General features: G+C 68.5%; 30 protein-coding genes. 18 read left to right on the forward strand and 12 right to left on the reverse strand.

Annotated features, from left to right (window positions below; translation table 11 throughout):
* Positions 1-15: 15 nt before the first annotated feature.
* The gene (locus tag Q0858_RS07020; protein WP_299052138.1) at positions 16-1,452 is read left to right on the forward strand and encodes a recombinase family protein; all 1,437 of its coding nucleotides are present in this window, start codon (positions 16-18) and stop codon (positions 1,450-1,452) included.
* 76 nt (positions 1,453-1,528) lie between these two features.
* On the opposite strand, the gene Q0858_RS07025 is transcribed toward Q0858_RS07020, so the two are convergent.
* The gene (locus Q0858_RS07025) at positions 1,529-2,317 is read right to left on the reverse strand and encodes a hypothetical protein (protein ID WP_299052139.1); all 789 of its coding nucleotides are present in this window, start codon (positions 2,315-2,317) and stop codon (positions 1,529-1,531) included.
* Positions 2,318-2,604: 287 nt separating this feature from the next.
* On the opposite strand from Q0858_RS07025, the gene Q0858_RS21515 reads away from it, so the two are divergent.
* Together Q0858_RS21515 and Q0858_RS07030 are read left to right on the forward strand one after the other, a co-directional pair.
* The gene (locus Q0858_RS21515) at positions 2,605-2,907 is read left to right on the forward strand and encodes an excalibur calcium-binding domain-containing protein (RefSeq protein ID WP_366915998.1); all 303 of its coding nucleotides are present in this window, start codon (positions 2,605-2,607) and stop codon (positions 2,905-2,907) included.
* 32 nt (positions 2,908-2,939) lie between these two features.
* A complete protein-coding gene (locus tag Q0858_RS07030; protein WP_299052140.1) occupies positions 2,940-3,575 on the forward strand; it encodes a hypothetical protein in 636 nt (211 codons plus the stop codon).
* Between the two features lie 61 nt (positions 3,576-3,636).
* On the opposite strand, the gene Q0858_RS07035 is transcribed toward Q0858_RS07030, so the two are convergent.
* Entirely contained in the window at positions 3,637-4,404 is a 768-nt protein-coding gene (locus Q0858_RS07035) for a recombinase family protein (protein ID WP_299052141.1), read from the reverse strand.
* 168 nt (positions 4,405-4,572) lie between these two features.
* On the opposite strand from Q0858_RS07035, the gene Q0858_RS07040 reads away from it, so the two are divergent.
* Entirely contained in the window at positions 4,573-4,752 is a 180-nt protein-coding gene (locus Q0858_RS07040; protein WP_299052142.1) for a hypothetical protein, read from the forward strand.
* A 168-nt stretch (positions 4,753-4,920) separates the two neighbouring features.
* On the opposite strand, the gene Q0858_RS07045 is transcribed toward Q0858_RS07040, so the two are convergent.
* The 3 genes from Q0858_RS07045 to Q0858_RS07055 all read right to left on the reverse strand — a co-directional run bounded on the left by Q0858_RS07045 (position 4,921) and on the right by Q0858_RS07055 (position 7,101).
* Positions 4,921-6,192, reverse strand: a complete 1,272-nt coding sequence (locus tag Q0858_RS07045) for an AAA family ATPase (RefSeq protein ID WP_299052143.1) — start codon at positions 6,190-6,192, stop codon at positions 4,921-4,923.
* 430 nt (positions 6,193-6,622) lie between these two features.
* Positions 6,623-6,760, reverse strand: coding sequence for a hypothetical protein (locus Q0858_RS07050; RefSeq protein WP_299052144.1), 138 nt, complete (start codon positions 6,758-6,760; stop codon positions 6,623-6,625).
* Positions 6,757-7,101 carry a hypothetical protein gene (locus tag Q0858_RS07055; protein ID WP_299052145.1) on the reverse strand — a complete coding sequence of 115 codons (345 nt, stop codon included), beginning with the start codon at positions 7,099-7,101 and terminating at the stop codon, positions 6,757-6,759. Before Q0858_RS07055 ends, Q0858_RS07050 begins: the two co-directional genes overlap by 4 nt.
* A 418-nt stretch (positions 7,102-7,519) precedes the next feature.
* Here Q0858_RS07055 and Q0858_RS07060 point away from each other — a divergent pair, with 418 nt between their 5' ends.
* From Q0858_RS07060 to Q0858_RS07075, 4 genes are all read left to right on the forward strand, one after another.
* Entirely contained in the window at positions 7,520-8,590 is a 1,071-nt protein-coding gene (locus tag Q0858_RS07060) for a hypothetical protein (protein ID WP_299052146.1), read from the forward strand.
* A gap of 84 nt (positions 8,591-8,674) precedes the next feature.
* The gene (locus tag Q0858_RS07065; RefSeq protein ID WP_299052147.1) at positions 8,675-9,127 is read left to right on the forward strand and encodes a hypothetical protein; all 453 of its coding nucleotides are present in this window, start codon (positions 8,675-8,677) and stop codon (positions 9,125-9,127) included.
* Between the two features lie 18 nt (positions 9,128-9,145).
* Positions 9,146-9,766: a hypothetical protein gene (locus Q0858_RS07070; RefSeq protein ID WP_299052148.1), complete on the forward strand. Its 621-nt coding sequence runs from the start codon at positions 9,146-9,148 to the stop codon at positions 9,764-9,766.
* Between the two features lie 278 nt (positions 9,767-10,044).
* On the forward strand, positions 10,045-10,596 hold the full coding sequence (locus Q0858_RS07075; protein WP_299052149.1) for a Panacea domain-containing protein: 552 nt from the start codon (positions 10,045-10,047) through the stop codon (positions 10,594-10,596).
* Positions 10,597-10,647: 51 nt separating this feature from the next.
* On the opposite strand, the gene Q0858_RS07080 is transcribed toward Q0858_RS07075, so the two are convergent.
* Together Q0858_RS07080 and Q0858_RS07085 are read right to left on the reverse strand one after the other, a co-directional pair.
* Positions 10,648-10,872 (reverse strand): hypothetical protein, encoded by a 225-nt coding sequence (locus Q0858_RS07080; RefSeq protein ID WP_299052150.1) that lies wholly within the window; start codon positions 10,870-10,872, stop codon positions 10,648-10,650.
* A gap of 385 nt (positions 10,873-11,257) precedes the next feature.
* Positions 11,258-11,617, reverse strand: a complete 360-nt coding sequence (locus Q0858_RS07085) for an ATPase, T2SS/T4P/T4SS family (protein WP_299052151.1) — start codon at positions 11,615-11,617, stop codon at positions 11,258-11,260.
* A 60-nt stretch (positions 11,618-11,677) separates the two neighbouring features.
* Between Q0858_RS07085 and Q0858_RS07090 the strand changes: the two genes are divergently transcribed.
* A complete protein-coding gene (locus tag Q0858_RS07090; RefSeq protein ID WP_299052152.1) occupies positions 11,678-13,129 on the forward strand; it encodes a recombinase family protein in 1,452 nt (483 codons plus the stop codon).
* Here the strand turns inward: Q0858_RS07090 and Q0858_RS07095 are convergent.
* Complete coding sequence (locus tag Q0858_RS07095; protein WP_299052153.1) at positions 13,126-13,854, reverse strand: hypothetical protein; 729 nt, start codon at positions 13,852-13,854, stop codon at positions 13,126-13,128. The two genes, Q0858_RS07090 and Q0858_RS07095, sit on opposite strands and share 4 nt — an antisense overlap.
* 302 nt (positions 13,855-14,156) lie before the next feature.
* Between Q0858_RS07095 and Q0858_RS07100 the strand changes: the two genes are divergently transcribed.
* From Q0858_RS07100 to Q0858_RS07120, 5 genes are all read left to right on the forward strand, one after another.
* Positions 14,157-14,495, forward strand: a complete 339-nt coding sequence (locus Q0858_RS07100) for a hypothetical protein (RefSeq protein WP_299052154.1) — start codon at positions 14,157-14,159, stop codon at positions 14,493-14,495.
* Positions 14,492-14,629: a hypothetical protein gene (locus Q0858_RS07105; RefSeq protein WP_299052155.1), complete on the forward strand. Its 138-nt coding sequence runs from the start codon at positions 14,492-14,494 to the stop codon at positions 14,627-14,629. Before Q0858_RS07100 ends, Q0858_RS07105 begins: the two co-directional genes overlap by 4 nt.
* Positions 14,626-14,802, forward strand: coding sequence for a hypothetical protein (locus tag Q0858_RS07110; protein WP_299052156.1), 177 nt, complete (start codon positions 14,626-14,628; stop codon positions 14,800-14,802). The genes Q0858_RS07105 and Q0858_RS07110 overlap by 4 nt, the downstream gene beginning before the upstream one ends.
* Complete coding sequence (locus Q0858_RS07115) at positions 14,795-16,726, forward strand: AAA family ATPase (RefSeq protein ID WP_299052157.1); 1,932 nt, start codon at positions 14,795-14,797, stop codon at positions 16,724-16,726. Before Q0858_RS07110 ends, Q0858_RS07115 begins: the two co-directional genes overlap by 8 nt.
* A 558-nt stretch (positions 16,727-17,284) precedes the next feature.
* The gene (locus Q0858_RS07120) at positions 17,285-17,971 is read left to right on the forward strand and encodes a recombinase family protein (RefSeq protein ID WP_299052158.1); all 687 of its coding nucleotides are present in this window, start codon (positions 17,285-17,287) and stop codon (positions 17,969-17,971) included.
* Here Q0858_RS07120 and Q0858_RS07125 read toward each other — a convergent pair.
* A complete protein-coding gene (locus Q0858_RS07125; RefSeq protein ID WP_299052159.1) occupies positions 17,958-18,500 on the reverse strand; it encodes a hypothetical protein in 543 nt (180 codons plus the stop codon). The genes Q0858_RS07120 and Q0858_RS07125 overlap by 14 nt on opposite strands.
* Positions 18,501-19,160: 660 nt before the next feature.
* Here Q0858_RS07125 and Q0858_RS07130 point away from each other — a divergent pair.
* The 4 genes from Q0858_RS07130 to Q0858_RS07145 all read left to right on the forward strand — a co-directional run bounded on the left by Q0858_RS07130 (position 19,161) and on the right by Q0858_RS07145 (position 21,898).
* Positions 19,161-20,351 (forward strand): hypothetical protein, encoded by a 1,191-nt coding sequence (locus Q0858_RS07130; RefSeq protein ID WP_299052160.1) that lies wholly within the window; start codon positions 19,161-19,163, stop codon positions 20,349-20,351.
* Between the two features lie 85 nt (positions 20,352-20,436).
* Positions 20,437-20,901: a hypothetical protein gene (locus Q0858_RS07135; protein WP_299052161.1), complete on the forward strand. Its 465-nt coding sequence runs from the start codon at positions 20,437-20,439 to the stop codon at positions 20,899-20,901.
* A 2-nt stretch (positions 20,902-20,903) separates the two neighbouring features.
* Positions 20,904-21,542 carry a hypothetical protein gene (locus Q0858_RS07140; protein ID WP_299052162.1) on the forward strand — a complete coding sequence of 213 codons (639 nt, stop codon included), beginning with the start codon at positions 20,904-20,906 and terminating at the stop codon, positions 21,540-21,542.
* The gene (locus Q0858_RS07145) at positions 21,542-21,898 is read left to right on the forward strand and encodes a hypothetical protein (RefSeq protein ID WP_299052163.1); all 357 of its coding nucleotides are present in this window, start codon (positions 21,542-21,544) and stop codon (positions 21,896-21,898) included. The genes Q0858_RS07140 and Q0858_RS07145 overlap by 1 nt, the downstream gene beginning before the upstream one ends.
* 10 nt (positions 21,899-21,908) lie before the next feature.
* Here Q0858_RS07145 and Q0858_RS07150 read toward each other — a convergent pair whose 3' ends face one another.
* The 3 genes from Q0858_RS07150 to Q0858_RS07160 form a co-directional block, all read right to left on the reverse strand.
* Positions 21,909-22,190 (reverse strand): hypothetical protein, encoded by a 282-nt coding sequence (locus tag Q0858_RS07150; RefSeq protein ID WP_299052164.1) that lies wholly within the window; start codon positions 22,188-22,190, stop codon positions 21,909-21,911.
* An 8-nt stretch (positions 22,191-22,198) separates the two neighbouring features.
* Positions 22,199-22,771: a hypothetical protein gene (locus tag Q0858_RS07155; protein WP_299052165.1), complete on the reverse strand. Its 573-nt coding sequence runs from the start codon at positions 22,769-22,771 to the stop codon at positions 22,199-22,201.
* A 258-nt stretch (positions 22,772-23,029) separates the two neighbouring features.
* Entirely contained in the window at positions 23,030-23,758 is a 729-nt protein-coding gene (locus Q0858_RS07160) for a TIGR02391 family protein (RefSeq protein WP_299052166.1), read from the reverse strand.
* Positions 23,759-23,791: the final 33 nt, after the last annotated feature.

The following is a 23,791-nucleotide window of genomic DNA, read 5'->3' on the forward strand; positions in this document are numbered from 1 at the left end:
GCGTACGCTGAACCCATGACCACCACCGCCACCGCGCAAGACACCGTTCGCGCTGTTGTGTACGCCCGCATCAGCCTGGACCGGCGAGGCGATGAAGCTGGGGTGGACCGCCAGATGGACGCTGCTCACCATGCGATCGCCAACCGGGGCTGGGTGGTCGCTGGCGAGCCCTACGTAGACAACGACGTAAGCGCGTTCAGTGGCGCCACCCGGCCTGGGTACGCCCGCCTCATGCGCGACGTGACAGCTGGTCGTGTGGACGTCGTGGTGGTGTTCCAGACGTCGCGGCTGTGGCGCAACCGTCGCGAGCGAGCGGAGGGGATCGAGCTGCTGCGCGCTCACGGGGTATCGGTTGTGGCTACCAAGGGCCCCAGCCTGGACATGTCGAGTGCGTACGGGCGCGGCATGGCGGGCCTGCTGGGCGAGTTCGACACGATGGAGTCCGAGGTCAAGGGAGAGCGGGTCATGGCGGCGCTGCAGCAGAACGCCCAGCTGGGGCGGTCGCACGGGCGCGCCACCTACGGCTGGGACCGCACCTACGACGCCACGACGGGCCGGTCGCGAGACGTGCTGAACGCCGCTGAGGCCGACGTCATCCGTGACATCGCGGACCGCATCCTGCGGGGCGACAGCATTAACGCCATTACCCGTGAGCTGAACGAGCGTGGAGTGGTGTCGCCGGCCGACGCCAAGAGGCCCGCCGAGAAGCGGCGCGGCACCCCGTGGGGGAAGCAGATGGTGCGAGCTGTGGTCACCCGTGACCGCAACGCTGGACTGCGGGTGCACCAGGGCGAGGTGCTGGGTGAAGGCGCCTGGGAGCCCACCCTGGATCGCGGCACGTGGGAGCGAGTGTGCGCGGTGCTGGCCGACCCAGTGCGGCGTACATCCACCGGTTCGGCGGCCAAGCACCTGCTCTCTGGCATCGCAGTGTGCGACGTCTGCGACGGCCCCATGCGTGCCGCAACGAACCGAGACGTGCCGTCGTACAAGTGCGCCGAGAAGTCTCACGTCACCCGTAACCGCCGTGACGCCGACGCTTACGTGAACGCGGTGGTGGTCGCCCGCCTGTCGCAGCGTGACGCGGTGGACCTTCTGGCGCCGCGAGACCTTGCCCACCTGGAGGCGGCTGCCGAGGCTCGCGCACTGGAGCAGCGCCTGGACACTGCAGCGGACGACTACGCCGACGGAAAGATCACCGCTCGGCAGCTGGAGCGCATCACCGCGCGGTTGCGCCCGCAGGTGGACGACGCGCTGGCCCGGGCGCGGACCGTGGACGACACCCCACTACTAACCGGCCTGGTGGGCGCACCCGACGTCGCAGCCGCGTGGGAGGCGCTGCCGCTGACGCGCCGCCGGGCTGTTGTGGACCTACTGCTCACCGTGCGGATCGGACGTGCCCAGCAGGGAGCGCGTGTGTTCGATCCGGCCACGGTGAAGTTGGCTTGGCGCTAACCAGTCGAGCAGGTTCAAGAGTTACTACGCGAAGGTCCGGACCGGCAGAGCGCCCAGTCATGTTCGCAGTAGGTTGTTAGACGGTGTTGAGGGAACGACTCAAGCTCGCCAATCGGTTCGTTCGATCGGAGAAGTCCCCCACCGGGCCGTCCGAGGCCGCAGACATGGCCTCTAGGATCGGGCTTTGTATATCGCCGGAAAGGACTGGCGCCCAGAGTTTGCTTTCAACCTCCCGTCGACGCCTAGACCCATCGATCCACAAGACAAGCGCAAGCGCTATCAGCCCGAGGCCGACTGTAGACCACTGAGTCGCCAGCACCACCGCCATTGCGCACAGGGGCCAGAAGATCGAGAGTCGAAACTCGGCCTCAGCGCGAAGCCGATCAAGTTCGGCGTAGAGGTCGGGGAACTTCATCTGGATTCTTACCTCGACTTCGGGTCGCTCATCCATGACAGCTTTCCTAAAGTCGCTGTTAAGTCGTTCCCAGACGTCACCTTTGACCGTGTCGCGATCATAGAAGCCCGCGAAACCCTTCGTCTGCGCCGTCATTGTGCCAAACCCTCGCATTACCGGGACGCGCCCGTCCTCAGACAGCGTTAGAAACATGTTGGACAGCCACGATTCGACATTCGTCCAGTGGGTGGCCCAGGTAAGCCGGTTTCGGTACGGGAGCCACTCAATTGGTGACTCGCGGACAACGAGGAGGCTGCCGATCAGGTATGTGAGAAGCAATGCAGCACTCCATCCCACGTTCACTGGCAGGCCAAGATCGGAAAACCTGCCTAGTAGATCGGCAGCACGGAGACTGGCGCTGAACTGAGGACCGATCGTGAGCCAGGCGGCGGCAGCCCAGAGCAGACCCACCACGAGAGGCGTACGGAAGTCTCGGACTCCAGGGAGTAGCGCCGACAGCATGGCAGGGACCCTACGTGCGTCCGCCGACGCCCAAACGCGATAAGACATCGCTTCTTTCGCCGAAGCAGGCGGTAGGGGATTGGCGATGGGCCCCGGCCAGGCCCCTCAACCCGCAGTGACCCCTTCCGAATAGCTCCTGGGGCCCTCTGTACAGGCATGCCCGTCGCACCCCATGATGACGGCTGCTTGCGGGACCCAAACGACGACGGCCCGCGCTGACTGGATGGGGACAAACCATGCGACGGATCACCGCTGCGGCTGCCACGGTCGCACTCGTCGGAGGTGGCCTGCTGGCCACCACCGCTCCCGCCTCGGCGGGCAGCGCCGGGGGTGCCGCAGAGCGCGCCAGAAGCTACTCCAACTGCACCGCGCTCAACCGCGATTGGCGCAACGGCGTGGCCAAGAACGCGCGGGCTGCCCAGCGGCAGGTCCGTGAAGGCGGTGCTCGCCCCGCGTCTGGACCCCGAGCTCGCGCGGTCTACAACCGGAACTACCGCAGCCTCGACCGCGACCGCGACGGCACTGCGTGCGAGCAGTGAGGGAACGAGCGTAGGTAAGGCGCAGGCCGGAGATGGTTCTGGAGGTCATCACGGTTGTCGCCACGCTCGGCCTTCTCGGTGTAACGGGGTGGTACGCCCACACGACGAAGCGGATGGCCGACACCGCAGCGGATGCAGCCAAGAGCAGCGACCGCGCTACGGAGTCGGCTGAGCGGTCTGCCACGGCGGCTGAGAAGTCTGCTGTGGCCGCGCTTGAGGCTGCTCGTGTGGCGCAATCGCAGGTGGAGGTCGACTTCGACGGGCTCCTCATCGCTTGGACCGATCCTGACCCCAAGGTGGGGACCCTGGCGTCGGTACGAGTGCGCTGCCTCGGCGCTGCCGTCGTAGTGCAGCGGGTTCACGTCCGGCGTGCGTTCCTGTCCGACGGGCTCGACTACTTCGAGGATGAACCCGCGATGGTTCACGTTGACCTGGAGGCGCTCGGGGAGTTCACGCTGCCTAGGCGTCTACACCGGCATGAGTTTGTACACCTGTCCAACGCTCCGATGCGCGAAGCTCCCCGACCATTCGTCCGCTTCATCCTCGACGTGCACTACACGTTCTCGGAGGACGGCGGGGCAGGCGGGGCCAAGCAACTCATCGTGTCTCAACACAGCGACTCGCACACAAGCGGCGTGCACCACGTCGATGACGACGACGACCTCTGACATGGAGGCGCCCCCGGTCACGCATGGGGTCGTGGTCGGGGCGCCGTCCCCCGGGTCGTCATCACAGACCCAGCGACAGCCGCTCTTCCTGATAGGCACGCTGCGCTGGGGTGCGGGCTGTGTCGCGGGCCAGGATGCGACTGACCACCGGAGGCGACCAGGCGCCGCCGCGCTTGGTGGGGTGGCCGCCCTCGCGCAGCGCAGCAGCTATCCGGGCGTGGCTCCACCCCTGGGCAGCCAGCCGCCGCATGACACCGAGCGCCACCTGTTCGTCCTGTACGGACCTCAGGTCCCCATTGACGGACCGCCAGCCGTAGGGGGCGGGCCCGTTAGCGTGCTGTCCCTGCTCGGCCTTGTAGCGGCGTCCGTCGCGCATACGTTTCACGAGCATCGACCGCTCAAGTTCGGCAGCTGCGCCCATCACCTGCCGGGCGAAGGTGCGCATAGGGTCGTCGGGATCGTCCCGAGGCACCTCGCCGCCCAGCGTGAACACCGCCGTGTTGGGCCGCGCCCAGACCTGGGCAAGCACCACCTCCTGAATCGTGAGTTGCCTGGCCAGCCGGTCCAGGTCGCGCATCACCAGCCCGTCGATCGTGCCGGTCGTCAGCGCGTCGAGGGCAGCGGTCAGACCGGGCCGGTCGCCCGCTGGGAGGGTGCCGGACCGACCTGGGTCGCTGAACACCCCGGCCACCTTGTGGCCCTGGGCCTCGGCCCACACGCGGCAGTCGCGCTCCTGAGCAGGAAGCGACTCGCTCTCGACCTGACCAGCGGTTGAGACACGCAGGTAGAGCCCAACGTTGAGGGTCACGGGCTTGCCGTCACTGGCCATGCGGACTCCTGAGATCGGGTGCTTGCCGCCGATCCTTTGAGATCAGCGGCAGAACCGTAGGTCTCCCTTGATCCGCTCCGCTAGGGCGGATTCGGTAGCGCTCCCGTGGCGGCTCGCGCTCGCGCGCGTAAGGCTTCTCGGCGTGCGCGCCGCCTACTATCCGGCCCTATGACCGCTCTTCGCGTGGCCTTTGGTGTGGCACTGGTGCTGGCCGGGTTCGCCGTGCTGCTCTTCGTCGATATCGGTATTCGCCTTAATGGCGCTTTCGCTGGCCTCATCATCGCGGTGGGCGTGTTTGTCGTGCTGGGGCGTGTCCCCGGACGAAACACCCAGCGGCCTCCCGGTTGAGTTGAGGGCCAGTCGAGCGCGTCCAAGCGGAAGTGCGTCCAACCACCCAACGGAGCCCCGCGCTAATGCGTCCACCACCGCGTCCGCGTCTATAGACGCGGAGACGCGCTGGTTTGAGTGACCGCGTCCACCGCGTCTGGACGCACTCAGACGCGGTGGACGCACTCGTCAGATGAGCTCGTGGCCGAAATCGACCACGTAGTGCAGTTTCGCGCCGCGTGGCCCTGCCTCTACCCGCAGGTGACCCTTGGCTACTAGCGCCTTGATCGCACCGCGGATAGACCCAGCATTGCCGCCCACCCCAGGCGCGCCGTCCGACTGCCCTTCCATCTGGCGGCCGGTACAGCCCGGATGCGCCGCGACGTAGGCCAGCACCCCTTCTTCGGCTTGCACGCTGCGGACCTCCTTGCGGCTGGGCCCTGCGCCGTCGACAGCTAAGCGGCGCGTGAACGGGTCGTACGCAAGCTGCATCTCGGGTTCGTCGACGTCGCGTCCGTACGCCGAGAAGTAACGCGCGCTGCGCTCGTCGTCAGGGTCGGCCTTCACAAGTTTCCACTTTGCGTCTGGCCAGTCCTCGATCCGGCTAGAACCCCGAGACCGTTCGTTCGCGTGGCCCATGTGGTGCACGAGCATCAGCTCGTGCACCCCGGCCGCACGGCACAGCTCGTCCAGCGCGACGAGAAATCGGCCAGCGTCTTGGTTCTCATCGAGACCCAGTGCGTCGAGTGCGGGGCGCAGGCAGTCGAAAACCATCACGTTCGCTCCGCGAATGCGGTCCACCCAGTCGGCCCGGACCACGGGGTCGAGGATGTCGAACGACGACAGCGCTCCCCGCAGGATGACCACGTCCACAGCGCTCGTGTTTGCGATCTCCTGATCCTGGAGCCAGGCCCGGACCCTGCTTCGCGACATCTCGTCGTCCAGCAGCACCACCTTGCCCACTGGTGCCACTGCGTACCGGTCGAGGAAGGCGTCGCCGTCCACCAGTGATCGCATCACGTTGCCCACCAGGGTGGTCTTGCCGGACTTGTTCTGCGCGGCCAGCACTACTCGCCCGTCCACCGGCCACAGCTGGTCGATCCGGTAGGCCACGGGCTCGTCGGGCTCGTCCAGCAGATCAGCCAGGCTCACAGTCGGGGGTGGGTCGGCGCGATGGTCCGCCCTGACTTGATGCCGGGCGGCGTCGGCCACCCGCAATTCGTGAGCCTTCTGCTCAACCTGCTCCTGCGTGCCCCCGCCCGCGTGCCGGGCCCGCACCGCCTCCGTTCGGCGGTCGCGGTTGACGACGGTTAGCGCTTCCACCAGGTCGTCGGCGGGGAGGTCACGCAGAAGTCGCCAGATCGCTGTCTCGCGGGCGTAGGGGTCCAGGTCGAGCACCTGCTGCGTCAGGCGGGCATGTGCAGGCAGATCGGCGGAGTCGGCCGTCCCGTCGTCGCTCATCGGCCCACCCCCACGCGGCTCGGCTCCACGGTGGCCTCAGTCCGCAGAGGTCGGTCTAATCCGGCCACCAGGTTGTAGTCCAGGGGCCCGGCACCCGCACGCTGGTAGGCATCCTCGAGACCCACCCGCACCCGGGACCTCACTGCGTCACCGTTGCTGGCCCGCCAACCCTTGGGGGTCCACCGGTGCCACCCCACACCCGACACGTAGGCGTACTCGCCCCGCAGGACGACGTAGACCGCCCACCGCGCGATCAGGCGTCGGTTGGCACCCGACACCACCACGTCGGCGGGCGGGTCGGCGCAGGCCAGCGGCGGCGGCACCGCCCCACCCTTCCGGCGGGTCTGGCCCCTTGCGCCCTCGCGAAGCTGGCGGCAGCTTCGGTCGTGTCGCCCCCGCCCGCCGCACTGCGGGCACTTCGGCGCCGCGCTCATCGGGTGAGCTCGTCGTCAGGTCGGAGCAGCCCGGCCAGCTGGGCGCGCTGGTCGTCTGTCAGCGGCGGCGCCGCCGCCACCACCGCCGCTACTGCCTCGTTAAGCGTGATCGGGCCGCAGGTGGTGGTGCTCATGCGGCGCCGCCGTCCAGGATGATCTGCGCGATGCGATGGCGCTCGTCGTCACGGAGCCGCACGCTGAACGCGGCCTCGCGCACCGCGCGCTCTAGCCGTTCGGCGGCCTCTCTGTCGACTCCTTCGACCAGCAGCGCCACCAGGTGACCCACCTGGGCGGGGCTCAGGGCAGGACTGGCAGCCCGGTTGGCGCGGCGGACCTCGCGCTGGATGCGCTGATAGGCCAGGCCCTGCCGGGCGGCGCGCTCTGCCTCGGGTGATGGGGTTGATCCGTGGGCATACAACCCGGCGACTCGGGCGCCTGCACGGCGCACCTCGCTGACGTTGTCGTTGTGGTTCACGACGGGCGCCTCTCGGCGTGTGGTCAACCACCCGTCCCCGGGTGGGTGCCGTCCCTCCGATGTGAACGGCTAACTACTCCGGCCGCGCTGCGTCTGGCGGGCAACCGGGCCTCGGACGATCACCAGGCGGAGATATTTCACCCCACGGGCCCCCGGCGGGGGCCCACTCCCGGACTGCAGCATTTCCGATAGCTATGACCAAGCTCTGCTCACAGTTTAGTCGACGATTGCGGCATCAGCGGACCGCGACGAAACTTGTGAGTACAGGCCTCCGAGTAGCCGAGACGCGGCCTTCAACGACTTCGCTCAGCGCCCGTTGCGGGGGTCTGTTTCTGCGTATAGTTCTCGGTGTCGCAAAACAGTCCCACTCACTTTCAAGAAGTGACGGTTTCCCGCACTTTCTTGAAAGGACTGCAACATGGCACGCGGCTACAACTCGATCGCCGACGTCCGCACCCTGGGCGACGGCACCGACATGTCCACGGTGTGGGCTGAGTTCTCGCAGGCGCTGGACCTGGCCAACGCCCAGCGCGGCGCCCTGCTGGACCTGCTGACGTTCCGCACCACCAACAAGGCCGACCTGGTGCTGCAGGCACCGGGCGGCACCGCCGAGTTCGAGGACGCCAGCGAGTACGGCGTGCCGTCGGGTTCGCGTGCCGAGGCCGCCACCGTGGAGCTGGGCTACCCATTCGTCTGGAAGGACTTCGCGACCCGGTTCACGTGGCAGTTCCTGGCCGACGCCAGCGTCGAGCAGGTGACCGCGCTGCACAACGGCGCCATCGCCGCCGACTACCGGCTGATGACCCGCACCGTGCTGGAGGCGCTGTTCTCCAACACCAACCGCACCCACGCATCTACCGACTCGCCCATCCGGGCGCTGTGGAACGGCGACGGGTCCGCGATCCCCGACTACAACGGTGAGACGTTCGGGTCGACCCACAACCACTACGGCACCACCGAGTCCGCGACCCTGGCCCCCAGCGACGTGGAGTGGCTGCAGTCAACCGTGCTAGAGCACGGCTACGGCGAGGACGACGGTGCCCAGCTGGTGATCCTGGCCGGGCGCGACCTGGCCGACACCATCGCCGGGTGGCGCGCCGGGGTGAACGGTGCCGCGTTCGACTACATCCCCAGCGAGACCGCCGTGCCCTACCTGACCACCGAGCAGCTGGTGGGCCAGCGCCCCGGTGGGCAGTTCCAGGGGATGAAGATCGTCGGGCAGTACGGCAACGCGCTGATCGCGCCGACGTCGCTGGTCCCGCGCAACTACCTGACCTGCGTCGCGGTGGGTGGGTCCACCCCGGTGATCGGCCTGCGCGAGCACCGCCGCCTGACCGGCCTGCAGATCGTGCGGGGCTCCCAGCCCGACTACCCCCTGCTCGACTCGTACTACGTGCACGGGCTCGGAGCGGGGGTGCGCCAGCGCGGCGGGGCCGCGTGCCTGCAGGTGACCACGTCGGCCACCTACACCTCGCCCAGCTTCGCCTGACCCACATCTCCGCCCGGGGCAGGTAGGGGCACGCCATACCCCGGGCGGGACCCACCACCACGACGCAAGCCAGGAGCCGCACCCATGATCACGACCACCGCAACGAGCCTGATCCCCGAGGCCGAGCCGAACCTGATGTTGCACTCGAATGTCGACGACCGCGCCCGTTGGTGCGTTGCGCTGGATGCCGAGCTGCCGTGGGAGGACGCCGCCGAGCTCGACGCGCTGCAGGGCCCGGTCCCGCCCGATCTGGTCGCTGTCGATCCCGAGACGCCGCTGCTGCGCTGGGCCGACCACCGCATCGCGGCAGTCGCCCTGGTGGGGGCCGTGGTCGACCCGCCCCGGCACCGGGCCAAGGCGTGCGACCGGTGCGCCACGACTCTGCGGGGGCTGCGGGTGGAGCGGCTGTGGCTGCCGTGCGAGCAGTCGGCAGTGGAGCTGCAGGTCTGCGGGCTGTGCGCCAGGATCCTGAACGACCTGTACCGGCAGAGCGACGACCACGGCTGCGCCGCTGGCCGGGCGCTGGTGTGGCGGTAGCCCATGGCCGGTAAGCGCGTGACCCACACCGAACAGTGGTGGACCGACCACGCATCCGACCCCGTGCTGCGGTGCACCGCCAGCTACCGCCGCAACGGCCTGCGGTGCCGCCGCGAGGCCCACCCCGGCACCAACGTGTGCGGCCACCACGGGGCCCTGGTGCCCGCCGTACGGGCCAAGGCCGCGACCCGCATCGGCATGTCCGTAGACGACGTCGTGCAGCGTCTGCTGGCGATGCTGGACGACCCCTCCGTGCAGGCCCGCGACCGGGTGAAGGTGCTGCACGACCTGCTCGACCGGGGCGGGCTCGGCGCCGCCAACAAGCTGCTGGTGGGCGTGACCGACGTAGACCCCGTGCAGCAGCTGTTCCACGACCTCCTGGCCGACCCCGAGGCATTCGCCACCCCCCAGGCGCTGTTACCCGCCCAGGCCCCGGACGTGACCCAGGCCCGCCTGGACGCCGAAGCAGAAGGCCGCGACTACGAAGACGTCCTGGCCGAGCGCGGCGGCATCGTGGACGCCGAAGTCGTCGAGGACCAACCCACCCCAGCGCAGGTCGCGGCAGCCGCCGGGCAGCCCAAGACCGCCCCGGTCCCCACCCCGCCGCACATTAGGCGGGCACTGGACCTGCTGTTGTGATCGTGGAGCCTGGTCGCAGGGGTAGCGCGAGCTGTGCGGCTGACTGCGTCCCAGAGCCGAGGCCGGCCCGCTTGCCTATGTTCTCGAACATGTGTTCGATCTGAGGTAGAGTCGTCTAGAACCACACCGTTGAAACTCGCATCGTGGCGTACCGCAGAGGAATATCCGGAAGTGCGATAGGTTGTGTCAAGAGTGGACAGTGCTTGACAGGTCGGCCTAAGATGCTGTAAGGCACCGAGACGTACGTCTCACACACGAAAGAGAGAGGGGGCCTTCCCATGACCGCAGCAATCACCTACAACGACAACAAGTTCAAGGAGCTGCTGCTTCACATCGCCGAGAGGTCGGTCGATGATGAGCGGTTCGGGAAGACCAAGCTCAACAAGATCTTGTTTTACATCGACTTCCTTGCCTACAAGAACTTCGGGGAGCCGCTGACCGGCGCGACGTACCAGCGTCGCCCCAAGGGCCCAGTGCCGAAGGAGATCGCGGCGGCTCGGTCGGCATTGTTCGCCAGCGGAGAGGCCATGCCGGTCACCCGCAACTACATGGGCTACCCGCAGGAGCGCCTGTTCGCGAAGCGGCCTGCTGACACTTCGCTGTTCGATGAGCAAGAGATGCAGGTCATCGACGCGGTGATCGAGGCCCTCTGGGACAAGAACGCGACTTCGTCGTCCAACCTGTCCCACATGGAGCCGGGATGGCGCCTGGCTAGTGAGCGGGAGGACATCCCGTACGCGTCGGTGTTCATCGGCGTGCGAGAGATGACAGCAGACGACATCACTCGCGGCCAGGAACTCTGGCGCGAACTGCAGCCTGCGGTCGCTTAGCGGGCGCCCACTGGATCGTCGTCAGTCGGTTCCGCGTCGACCCGAGGCTGATCAGACGATGGGATCGTCAGGGTCGTCGCCGTCCACCCGCTCGATGCGGTGAAGGTCGACGTACTGGTCGTCCTCGGAGATGCTGAAGTACACCCGCATCTCGGGCACGCCCACCGTGGCGTCGATCGGCGCGAAGCGCAGGCCGGTCCCCGGCACCTCAGGGAACAGAGCGTGGCGAGGATTCTTGGCCATGCCCCAGTGAAGGCCCATGGTCACCTCATCCATGCGGACGACACCCAGCTGGGTGCAGGCCTGGGTGTACTCGGGGCTCTCGCGAATGGTTCTCATTGGTCGCCTTGCTCTGGTTGGGGATCCCCCGTCCCAGCAGGCGTTCGCGTCACCTTCCCCAGTGGCGTCACGTCTGCGAAGGCCGGTTGATCATGGATCAATCGGTCGTCATGGGCCTCAGACTACACGCCTAATATCACCCGTGTAGTTATCCACATCTGGTCCCCAGGGACTGGCGCTTGACCACAAGGTTATCCACAACGCGCAGGTCAGCGCGGGTGCGCGCAGTGCGGCGCTCGGGCGGTCGGCAGATCTCGGTGACCGAGGTCCCGGGGGGTTACTAGCTAGTAGCCTCGCCCGGCCTGAACCCAGGTCGCAACGACTACTTGAGCATCGTGGTCTTGCCCGCCTGGGTGCCTCCGGCGACGAGCACGTTGAGCCCGGCGCGGATCGAGGCCTCCAGGAACCGCGCGGCCTGCGGCGACAGCGAGCCGAGCTCGACCATGTCGTGCAGCTTCGCGGCGCGCAGGACGAACTTGCGGATGTTGACCGCGGAGAACCCGCGGCTGATGCCCTCGAGCACCACGTGGAGCCGGTGGCCCTCGGGGAGCATGGCGTCGACGAAGGGCCGGCTGACGTCGATACGACGCCCGCTGGACTTCAGCATCCGCTCGACGAGCTCGGTGACCTGCGCGCGGGTGAGGACGAGGTTCGTCAGCTCGTGGCGGCCGTTGCGGGCCACGAAGACCCGGGACGGGTGTCGCGTACGTTAGGGGTTACTCACCGAACGCCGGAGGAACCGATGGGCACTCGCGCCGCTGTCTACACCCGCATCAGCGACGACAAGGAGGGACGCGCCCGAGGCGTGGCCCGCCAGGAGGCCGACTGCCGCGAGCTCGCCGCACGGGAGGGCTGGCAGGTGGTGGAGGTCTACTCCGACAACGATCTCAGCGCGGCGACGTCGTCTCGGAAGCGGCGCCCGGACTGGGACCGCATGCTCGACGACGCCGAGGCCGGTCGCTTCGACGTGATCTTGGCCTACACGACGTCCCGGCTCACCCGGCGTCCGCGCGAGCGGGAGGACCTGATCGAGCTGCACGAGGAGTTCGGCACCGGCCTCCGGTTCGTCGCCTCCCCCGACCCCGACCTGTCCACCGCCGATGGGCAGTACATCTTCCGCACGCTCGGCGGTAACGACACCGCCGAGGCTGCACGGACCGCCGAGCGGGCGCGCCGGAAGCAGGCCGAGCTCGCTGAGTCCGGTCGGCACAACGGACCCCGCCCCTACGGGTGGGACATCCACGGGCGCGGGGCCGACCAGCGGCTGACTGTCAACGACGCCGAGGCTGCCGTGTTGCGCGAGTGTGTCGACCGGGTGCTTGCCGGCGAGGGGTTGTGGAAGATCGTCCGCGACCTCAACGACCGGGGCGTCCGCACCTCCACCGGCAAGCCGTGGGCCACCCAGGTGCTCCGCCGGGTGCTGTTGCGCGACCGCAACCACGGCTACCGCAAGCACCAGCCGCGCGGCAAGGACGGCAAGCCGAAGGGCAAGCCCGCGCTGTACCCGGGCCAGTGGGACCCGATCGTTGACACCGAGACGCACGACCGGGTCGTCGCGCTTCTGACCGACCCGGCCCGCCGGTCCAACAACCGAGGCACCGAGGCCAAGTACCTCCTGACCTCGGTCGCGGCGTGCGGCGAGTGCGGACGCCCGATGGTCGGTACCAACGAGTTCAACTACGAGCTCAAGAACGGGCGCACCCGCCACTACCCGCACTCGTACAAGTGCCCCCACGCCGGGTGCATGAAGGTGCAGCGGCGCATGGCCGACGTGGACGACCACGTGAACCGCGTCGTGGTCGGCGTCCTCGAGCGCGACGGCGTCCGGCTGCTCGGCGGCGACCCCGTGGCGGCCGACGCCGCCCGAGCTCGCATCAGCGCCTTGGAGGCCAAGCTCGCCCTCGCCGCCGACCAGTTCGCCGACGACACGATCACCGGCGAGCAGTTGCAGCGCATCACCGCCCGGTTGCGTCCCGAGCTCGACGCCGAGCGCGCCCGGCTGCGGTCGGCGCAACCCGCCGCGAACCTGGCTGACTTCGCCGGGCCGGGTGTGGCCGAGGCGTGGGCGGGCGCCGACGTCGAGACGCGCAAGGCGATCATCCGGCTGCTCGGGATGCAGATCACCATCAACCGGGTCGGCCCCGGCAATGGTCGCGCCTACGACCCGGCGTCGACCGCAATCACCTGGAACTAGTCCTCGACACCTCTGCTCTGCACGCGCTCCCGCAGACCGTCGATGTAGTCGGCCGGGACCCGATTACGGGTTTGCGGCCGCTTGCCGGACTGGATGTCGCGGACGTACTGCGACAGCCGCCTCGGGTTCTTGCCCGACCAACCGTGGGCGACAGCCCAGCCCTCCATCGCGTCGGCGTCCATCGGCACTCGGGCTTGCTTGAGCGCCAGAAGCACGCTCACGACTTGGTCCTTCTCGAAACCGGCCGAGATGGTGTTGTTGTGGTTGATCGTCATAGTCAGGCTTTCCAGCGCCTCAACTACGACGGGGTCCAGCTCGGGTGTTAGCGATTCCCACGCAGAGCCGTCACCCAGAATGGTCGGCTGTTTCGCACTTACCCAAGGTCGGATGCGATCCTCGGACCAGGTAATCACACATAAGGCCCGGATCCGATTCGCGTGGCGGGCAATCTCACCGACGTCCTCCATGTCCGCCCAAGCCATGAGCACCGGTCCCGGCCCAGACGGCACGCCGCCACCTCGGCCCGTGATGTGCTCAACGTCGCGGTATCGACGCACGTAGTCGTCCAGTCGCCGGCTGTTGCTGAGATTGGATTTCAGCGAGGTCCAGATCGCCAAAGTGTCGCCTTCTTGCATGTGGTCCTCGCACCACTCAAGAGCCGCCTCGACCCCGTCATCGTCGTAACTTGCGATCGCGGTCGGGTAGTCAGTGTTGCGGTCGAACACGGGAGCCCCCTAGTTGAGCGGTTTCGATTGCACACACGCTATGCGCAACCGCCGACAGTCGCGGGTGTCCAAGCCCAGAGCTGTGGAGATAGCCAGCGTCAGCCAAAGCCGCTAGGTGTCGCGTAACGTAGGCGGTGCCACAGCACGGGCGAGAGCCGTCAGGTGTGCGGCTTACCGGGACGGGTCTGGCCCGGTGGACAGATACCGCTGCCTCGTCGTCCGAGGGTGGCGCAGGCCGGACAACCCGGACCCGGGTTGGCTCCGGAGGCGCCCCTCAGTCTTCGCTGAGGAGCGCCATCCCTATGTCCGATCGACCCAACTCCAACCCCGTCCGGGGCGCCGCGTCGCGCCTGAACGCCATGTACAGCCACGGACGCACCCCCGACCCCGCCGACGTCGCGCAGGGCTACCGAGAGCTCGGCTACGCCCGCATCCAGCGTGAGATCCGCCGGTCCCAGGGGAACGTCCCCCAGCTCGACCCGGTGCACGTCGGCCACCTCGTCGCCATGCTGGTTTCTGGCGTCGACGCCGAGGCCGTCGAGCGGTTCGAGCGGGCCGTCCGCGAGGCCGTCTACGAGCTGCCACTGAGCAACGCCGACCGCGCTCGGATCGCCGCACTCATCACCGGCGGTGCCGCGTGACGACCACGACCGAAGCGCCGTCCCAGACCGACCTGGACCGTGCCGTCCGGGAGTCGGTGGCTGCCGCTCCCCCGCTGTCGGACGACACCCGCGACGCCGTCGCGCGGCTGCTCACCGGCAAGGCGAACCGGTGAGCCGCCGGTCGCTGTCGCCCAACGACGGGCGTCAGCAGCGCAAGAACGCCAAGCAGCAGGCTCGGCGCCGCGACCACGTCGACAAGTACGCCGACCGACGCCCCGACCCGCTGGCCGAGAGGTTGGCCGAGCTCGCGGACCACTTCAACGGTCAGGAGGGACACCGTGGCTGACCGCTCTCCGAAAGACGGGCTCGCGCTCGCTCACCGGCTGGTGTCCGCTGGGGTCCCCGTGGTCGTTGTGCGGCCCGGAGACCGGCCTTCGCGGGGCTGGCAGGACCTCACCGCCGACCAGTGCGACCTGTCGTCGTACCGGCCCGGGAAGGACGCCCTCGCGATGGTCGGCGGACACGGCATCGACGCCGTCGACGTCGATACCAAGGCCGGTGGCTCGGTGGACCATCTGCCGCCGTTCAAGTCCTACGGGGTGACCCGGACGCCATCGGGCGGCACCCACCACCTCGTGCCGTCGTCGGGCCTCGGCAAGGTCAGCCCGCTCCACACGCCTCTGGGGCCGGTGGGCGACTACGTCGGCGGGCGACCGGACGGCACCGGTCGACTGCTGTTGTTCCTCCCCGGCTCGGTCCGCACCAAGTACCCGGACGGCGGCTACGTCGAGGACACCGCGTGGGACGTCGAGGGGTGCCTTGCCGCCGACCCGGACCCCGACCTCGTCGCCGCGTTGACCGAGGCTGGTGGCTCGCGCGAGAGGCGTCGAGACCACCACGTCGACACCTCGCCTTGGCTGGACCCGATTCTCGGTCCGCACCCGTATGCCGGGAAGGCCGTGCGCGCCGAGCTGGCTCGGCTGGACGAGTGCGCGGACCTCGGGTGGGACGGCCCGCACTGGGATGCGACCACGTACGCCGTGGCGTGCAACTTGGTGGAGTTCGGCAACTCCAACTGGTCGGGATACGACTTGGACGAGTTGCACGACGAGTTCATGGCGCGAGCTCCCGCAGACGCCGACTTCACCGCCACGCACCACGAGGCCAAGTGGGCCTCGGCGTTGAACACGGTCGACGGCGGAGGCAGGCCGTCACCGGACACCAACGCCGCCGACGTCTTCGACGACCTGCCCGCCGAGCCGGACAACCCCGGCGCCGAGGCGGGCCAGGAGCTGACCGATGCACTCGGCGGGAAGTTCGCCCGGCTGTCGTTGTCGGCACTGCTGGACCCCGACCGGCCCCCTCGCGAGTACGTGGTCGACCCGTTGCTGGCCACCGGTACGTCGGTCGCGCTCGTCGCCCCCGCCGGGCACCGCAAGTCGCTGTTGCTGTTGCGGCTTGCGTTGGCGGTGGCGCGCGGTGAAGACGACTTCGCCGGGATGCCAATCCCGCGAGCGCGGCGGGTGTTCTACGTCGACATGGAGAACACCGAGGACGACTTGCGTGAGCGGCTGACGTCGTTCGGCGTCGGCCCCGGCGACGACGTCGACCGGTTCATCTTGATCTCCCTGCCGAGCATGAGCCCGCTCGACACCGCCACCGGTGGCGCCGAGCTCCTGGCCGCGCTCGACGCCTACGGGTTGGAGCCCGGCGACCTCGTGGTCTTGGACTCCTACCAGCGGATCACGGAGGCCGGGGAGAACGACTCCGACACCACGCGCGGCTACTACCGCCACACCGGAGTCCACCTGAAGGCGCGCGGCTACACCGTGGTCCGCACCGACAACACCGGCAAGGACGTGAAGCGCGGCGCCCGAGGCAGCTCGGGCAAGCGGGACGACGTCGACGTGGAGTACCTGATCGAGTCGGCCGGCAACCAGATGGAGATCGCGGTCGGCAAGGCGCGGCAGCGCGGCGTCGACCGGATGGTGTTGACGGTCGTCACCGACGCCGAGGGGCGCACGACGTTCACCGCGTTGGACGCTCGCCGCGCGAAGACGAAGGTGGACCGAGCCGTGGAGCTGCTGGACTCGCTCGGGTTGCCGGTCGACGTCAGCCAGCGCGAAGCGATCCGGCGCGCGGACGACGCGCAACAGGGTGTGGCCACCCAGGAGCGGGTCGGCCGCGACACCTTGCGGGAGGCGGTTGTTCTGCGTCAGGAGCGCGCGGATAGCGGCCCGCGCGCCTTCCCCGACGACGGCTTCATCTAGGCGCGCGGGTGCCGAGCCGCGCGGCCCCGCACGCTAGCCGCGCGGCTCGGCGTTTCCGCAGGTCGGAGAAGAGATTGAAGCGCGCGGGTAGGTATCCGCGCGGTGCCGCGCGCGGCAGGACTCGGGCACCTGAGCCGGGCGCGCGGCGGCTCCCGCTCCCTAGGGAGCCGCGCGCCCGCGCGCCCCGCCGATCAAGGGAGAAGGACACCCACTCCTGGTTGGACATCACCGGGTGCGGCGAAGGCGCAGCGCGTCCACCGCGTCCGACCGCGCCCGTGGTGATGGACGCGGTCGGCGGAGGTCCGGCGAAGAAGCACGAAAGCCGAGAGCCGAGAGCCGGGAGCCGGGAGCCGAGAGCCGAGAGCCGAGAGGCGGAGTAGCTGCCGCGCGGCGCGCTCGCTGTGAAGGCAAACGCGCCCGCGCGCGAGAGCGGCACGCGGACCCGGCTCGCTCCCCGCTCGCCCGACTCACCGCTGACCAGTACTCGCACAAGTGTTCGAGTAGCGTTCTTCCCGTCGGCAAGGGTCCCCATGCCGACGGACCACCTAGGAGCCCGCGATGACCGACACCCCGACCCGGCCCCGAGTCCTCGGCTACGTGCGGCGCAGCACCGACAAGCAGGGCATCTCGGTGGAGGTGCAGGCCGCTCGGCTCACCGAGGCTGCCGAGCTCCTGGACTGGGACCTCGACCTGCGCATCGAGGAGGCCGCGTCCGCCAAGTCACTGGCCGGACGCCCGGTCCTCGCCGCCGCGCTGGCCGACCTCGGCGCGCACCGGGCCGACGTGCTGGCCGTGGCCAAGCTCGACCGGCTGTGCCGCGACGTCGCCGACTTCGCCGGGCTGCTGAACCGCGCCGAGCGCGAGCGCTGGGACGTCGTGTGCATGGACCTCGGCGTCGACACCAGCACGACCACCGGCAGGCTCATGGCCCACGTGACCGCAGCCTTCGCCGAGATGGAGCGGCGCCGCTTGGCCGAGCGCACCCGCGAAGGCATGGCCACGATCCGCGCCACGACCGGGAAGCACATGGGCCGACCGCCGAGCATCCCCGGCGAGGCCGAGGCGCGGATCGTCGCGCTTCACCGCGAGGGCATGTCCGCGTCAGCGATTGCCCGGCTGTTCAACGCGGAGGGCGTGTCGAAGGGGCCGGGCATGTCCCCCATCTGGAATCACAGCCACGTCGGCGCCGCGATCCGCAGAGCCGCCGTCCGCGCCGCCGCAGGCTCGTCGCTCAATCGTCTCTAATGTCGGCCGCGATCTCGGCCTCATCGCCACATCGCTCGTCGACCTCGTTCGGATTGACGTTCTCGAGAATCTCGGGCCGGTCGATTCCTCGATCAACAGCGACCCCGACATTCTCTATTGCCGTGGCACAGATCTGCGCATCCTCGATATCCGATGGGGCCACAGGAATTCGCTGATCAACGAGAGAACCGCCGACTGTAAGTATTCCCCCGGCCAACGCTAGCGACGTCGTAGTTGCTAGGAACTTCCACACGCGCGGCGCAAACCTGGCGAGCAGTCCCTGTCTCTCCTGCAACTCCTCTGCAGCCCGCTCGATCTGATCGTCGAGGTCTTCGCGGTTGGGACGCTGCCGAACCGAGCGAACTGGGGTCGGCGGCAGTTGTTGCTCGGGGATGCCGTGCTGCGCCCGTATGTAGCCGAGGATCTCCTCGGCCTCGGCAAAGTCACGCATCATCCGCTCGTGCTCGGGTCTCCAATTCGTCAGACCCTCGGGCCCCTCCGGCTCAGGCCCGGGCCGTTCGTCAGTCACGCCAGGTGTCTTCTTGGCGCGCAGTCGACATGGCCCGCTTGACAGCCTGCAATCTTCTCAGATTCTGCTCTGCGTCGGAAACAGCTCGACGCCGATCCCAGAGTTCAATCACGAGGGTCTGGCAGACGAAAAACGCGACGAATGCCAGTGCTAAGAAAGTTAGTCCGAAAAGACGGGCCCATATAACCGCAGCCGTCTGCGAACTATCGGTGAAGACATCGACCGCGGAAGGCGCTGCCGACAAGACCACAACAGGAGTGAGAATTAGCGCGATTGCGGGAAGGAGCGGGAATCCTCTCAGCCGTCGCATCATCCGGGCAGACTACCCGTCGGCGCGCTAGGACGCGATCTGCAATTGGGGCTGAGCCTCTCGACCGTACGTCCCCTAAGACCTCGCCCCTGGCGCCTCCGCACAGAACCGCACCTCTCCCGCACGACCAGTCGCCGGGCGCACCCGAGGGCCGGGCGACCGCCTCACAACCGCTCCTATCGCCTCGGGCGCGGCGACCCGCACCGGCCCGATTCCGGTCCGGTATCGTTGTCAACGTCAACCAGTTCGGTTGGCAGGCAGTGGGCCCAGGTGGGCCGAACAGGAACCGGCAGCGGACGCCTTGTCCGCAACACCCGTAGATCCTCGACCCCACCAGGGAGACGTCACACATGACCACCACTCGCGCCGAGCTGCTCGCAGCGGGCGACATCACCGGGCTGCTGGCCCGCAACCGCGCCGAGTTCGGCGGCGCCCGCATGATGGCGCGCGGCTACTACGCGCTCGGCGACCGGCAGCTCAAGACCGCAGACGGTCGCGACTTCAACGAGCTCTTCGCCGAGCTCACCGAGGTGATGAGCCTCGCGAACGACCAGCAGCAGCGCTTCACCGACGTGTTCACCTACCCGGTGACCTCGCCGGTCACCTCGGTCCTGCAGACCGTCGGCGGTGGCGCCGACGTGTTCGAGGTCGCGACCGAGTACGGCATCCCCGAGGCGTCCCGGCTGACCCACGAGACGCTGGACCTCGGCGCGACCTTCCAGTGGTACGACGCCCGCCTCGGGTGGACGTGGCGCTACCTGACCGACGCAAGCGACGCCGAGATTACCGCCGCGACCGTGCAGGTGATCAACGCCGACCGCGAGAACGTCTTCACCGACATCATGCGGACGGTCTTCTCCCCCACCACCCGCAAGGTCACCGACCCCAACACCAAGAACGTCTACGACGTCTTCGCGTTCGCCAACGGTGACGGGTGGACCCCGCCTGCCTACAACGGCAACACGTTCCCCGGGTCGCACACGCACTTCCGGACCTCGGGCGAGGCCCAGGTCGTCTCCAGCGACCTGGACGTGATCATCGACGACTTCAAGTCGCACGGGTACTCCGCCGAGAACGGCACCCAGGTCGTCATCTTCGTCAACGCCTTCGAGGGCAACCGCGTCTCCCGCTTCCGCGTGGCCGACGGCGACCGCGCCGACTTCATCCCCGCCTCGGGCGCTCGCTTCTACGCCGAGGGCCAGCTGGTGGGCGACCAGCCCGCCGCGACGTTCGCGGGCTTCCCGGTTCTCGGCGGGTACGGCGACGCGATCCTCAACGAGTCCGACCGCATCCCCGCCGGGTACGTGGTCGGTCTCGCCTCCGGTGGGCGACTCGTGAACTCCAACCCGCTGATGCTCCGCGAGCACTCGCGCATCAAGGGCCTGACGGTCATCGAGGGCTCGCGGTCCGACTACCCGCTGATCGACAGCTACTTCACCCACGGCTTCGGCACCGGTGTCCGCCACCGCCTGGCCGGCTTCGTCCTGCAGATCAGCACCAACGCGACCTACACGCCGCCGTCGCTGTACGTCGCTTCCTGAGACTCCCGGCCCCGGCGCGGATGGGGCGCGCCGCGCCGGGGCCGGGGAACAGCGCCCCAACAGCGCCCCGCCGAAGGAGCATCAGATGACCACCGACATCAACGAGACGACGGCCCGCACCATGGCCGACGCCTACACCGGCAACTCGCTCATCTTCAACGACCCCGAGGACCGCACACGGTGGTGCGAGCCGCTCGGCACGGAGCTCGGGTGGGCCGACGCCACGATCTTCATCGCGCTCGGCGCCCCGGTCGCGACCGAGCTCCTGACCTACGACGCCACGACCCCGCTGCTGCGATGGGCCGACCCCGACGTCCCAGCCGTCACGATCCTCGACGCGCTGTTCGACCCGCCCAACCACAAGGCCAAGGCGTGCGACCGGTGCGGGTGCTCGATGCGAGGGCTCCGGGTCCACAGGCTGTGGGTGCCGTGCGACCAGTCGGCTGTCGAGGTCCAGACCTGCGGGCTGTGCCACGACACTCTCAACGACGTCTTCCGAGCTGCTCCGGATGCGGGCGGGCCTGCAGGTCGCGTCCTCGTTTGGCGGTAGCCGTGGCCGGGCGCAGGAAGTCTCACGGCGACGAGTGGTGGGCCAAGCACCCCGAGGTCGTCCGGTGCAACGGCACGATCATCTCCACCGGCGAGCAGTGCCGCACCGAGGCGCACCCGGGCGCCAGCGTGTGTTTCAAGCACGGCGCGAACCTGCCCGCCGTGCGCGAGAAGGCAGCGCGTCGGATCGGCACGTCACTGGACGACGCCGTGAGGCGGCTGCAAGCGATGCTGGACGACCCCGCCACCGAGCCCCGGGACAAGATCCGCATCCTGCACGACTTGCTCGACCGGGGCGGGCTCGGCGCCACGTCCAAGGTGCTGCTCGGCGTCACCGAGGTCGACCCCGTCGAGGACCTGTTCCGTCGGATGCTGGCCGAGCCCGGCACGCTCGTGGATGCCCGGTACGCCGACGAGCAGCCGGAGGCCAGCGACGAGGTGTTCGCCGCGCTCAACCGCGCCGCCGACCGCGACGGCGCCGACGAAGACCTCATCGGCGACGTAGTCGACGCCGAGCTGGTCGAGGACGATCCGGCGCCGAGCTCGCCGGACCGCCACTTCGTACATGAGACGCGCTCGATGAGTGACAGGCCTCCCACGCATATCCGGCGCGACCTGGAACGCCTCGGACTCCTGCGTTGATGACCGGCGTCGACGACAACGACGTGAAGCGTCGCCGACGCCGGTTCTTCGAGCATGACCACCCGACGCTGTCGTGCCGACGGTGCGGTGCCCTCTTCTACACCGCCACCGGCCTCGCCGAACACTCCCGGCTCGGGTGCGGGCTGGGCCACGGGTCGCCTGTCCGGGTCCGCCGCATGTGGGTCCTCACCCCTGCGGGCCGGGACGTCCTGCGAGACACCGGACGGGCGGTGTCGGCCCGCAACAACGCCCGGCGCGTCCGATGCGCCGAATGCGGCCTGACGTCGACTCCCTCGGGAGTCGGCACCCATCAGTCCTTCACCGGCCACACCGGACGCGCCGAGGTCACCAACTAGGTGGAGCCGCTCACCCGTGCTGCTCACACTGGCAAGAGCACCGATTCATCGAGGCATCGACCAACCAGCTCCAGAAGATGGAGTCGCGCAAGTCATCGAACTCGGCGGCCACGGCACGGGGGTCGTTGTCGTGCCGCACAAGGATCCTGGTCTCGATCAGCTCCTCCAAGAACGCGCGGGCGCGCCTTGCGATGCCCTGCTCGTACTCATCTTCGCCGGTCCACCGGGTCGCGGTCAGATGCCGATCAAGGACGTCCTGAACCTCGTCAAACACAGCGAAGGACTCAGCCATGTCGCCCCTCATGCGGCACCGTCCTCGGCGGCGTCATCGTGGGACTCGGTCAACGCCGCGACGATGTCGTCCATGCCCAGCGACAGGCAGGGCTTGTCGTCCGGCTCAATCCAGGCGTTGAGCCGGCTGAGAGTGGCCCAGGCCATCCGCCCGTTCGCGCTGAACTCCAGCTCGACCTCGGCGTCGTCGGCGTACGTGGCGAGCCAGGCCTTCAGGTCGCGGACAGTCGCGATCCCCGTCTCAGAGGGGCTGGCCACGAGCTGGAAGAGCTCAATACCGGTGTCCCAGCGGTTGACCGTCGCGACCTCGGTCGAAGGAACCTGGTCCGGCCAGCACGCCTCACACAACACGAACTCCCAGCGGACCACCGAGCCCGCCGTGAGGTCCTTGCCAAGCTCGTCGTAGATGTCCTTGATGGCGTCCTGCTGGTGGTCGATCGCACGCCGAACGTGGGCGACCGGCAAGCCGAGGTCTTGGAGCTGGGTGGCGGCCCAGCGCTGGTCGCCGTGGAGCAGCAGCTCACCGTGCCAGGGAGCGCCACAGACGCAGCGCGGACGGTCGGGGGTAGGGATGGTGCTCATGAAAGGCCTCCAAGGGCTCACGAGGTTTGCGACCAGTCGGACGACTGGTCCCGTCGTGAGGGGCCACTCCCTGAAGCCCAGCGCTGGGGTCGCGCTGTCAGGTCTGTGTCCTCGTGCCTTCTTGGCTTGCCTTGCAGGCTCTCGGTATTGGTGGTGCACCGGGGCGAATCCCCACCCCGCCGGAAGTCGGCGTAAACCAGCCCCGGCCCGCCGATAGTCACACGGGTGGGATTCACGCGTCAACCGAGCGCGACGAACTCACTGGCCCACAGTCTCGACAACGGCCTCATCGACCCAGCGGGCGAGCAAACTGAACGCCGCGAGCTGTTCGAGGGCTAGCTGCTCGGCGCCGCCGTCCTGCTCGTGCGGCCTGTGCATGCCGGGGTTGCGGATGCCCGCATACAGCCCCTCAGCGAACGCGCGGGCGCCCCGGTGGAGGTTCCGGAATGTGTCGCCACCATCGTCCTCCGCCAGCCGCAACCGGGGCTTGTTCTCCTTGGGGGCGTCGGTCGTAAACGCCTCGTTGAACAGTGCCGTCTCAGACACGTCCATGCGGCCCAATTTCGCTTGCGTCTCCGCGTTGATGCGGATGGCCGCCTGCATGACCGCCTGATGAAAGTGCCCAGTGTTCCAGTACGACCTGCCGTTTTCCCAAGCCCAAGGGTGCAGATTGGACGCGTCCATATCGGGGGCGTTGTCACCCAGCTTTTCGGCCAGCTCGGCTTGGCGCTCAAGCGCGGCGAGTCCCCGCGAGGCCTGGTCTCGCAACCAGGTGAAGTCCTCGTCTGTCCCGGGACGGGCCGCCCTCCAGCCAGGGATGACGCGGTCGAGAATCTGCTCGACGACGTGCGCTCGCTGCGAGGCTTCGGTTTCGGACGCGCGCATGTGGACGCCGAACACCACGGTGCTCTCGTAGGCGACCTGGTCGGTCGCGTGGATGAATTGCTTGAGTTCGTGAATGGCCCACGCGGCGTCCAGCTTCGTCATGGGCGTCATCTTGCACCGCTCCACCGACAGTTC

The sequence above is a fragment of the uncultured Nocardioides sp. genome, from assembly GCF_947489365.1.
Taxonomy (GTDB): domain Bacteria; phylum Actinomycetota; class Actinomycetes; order Propionibacteriales; family Nocardioidaceae; genus Nocardioides.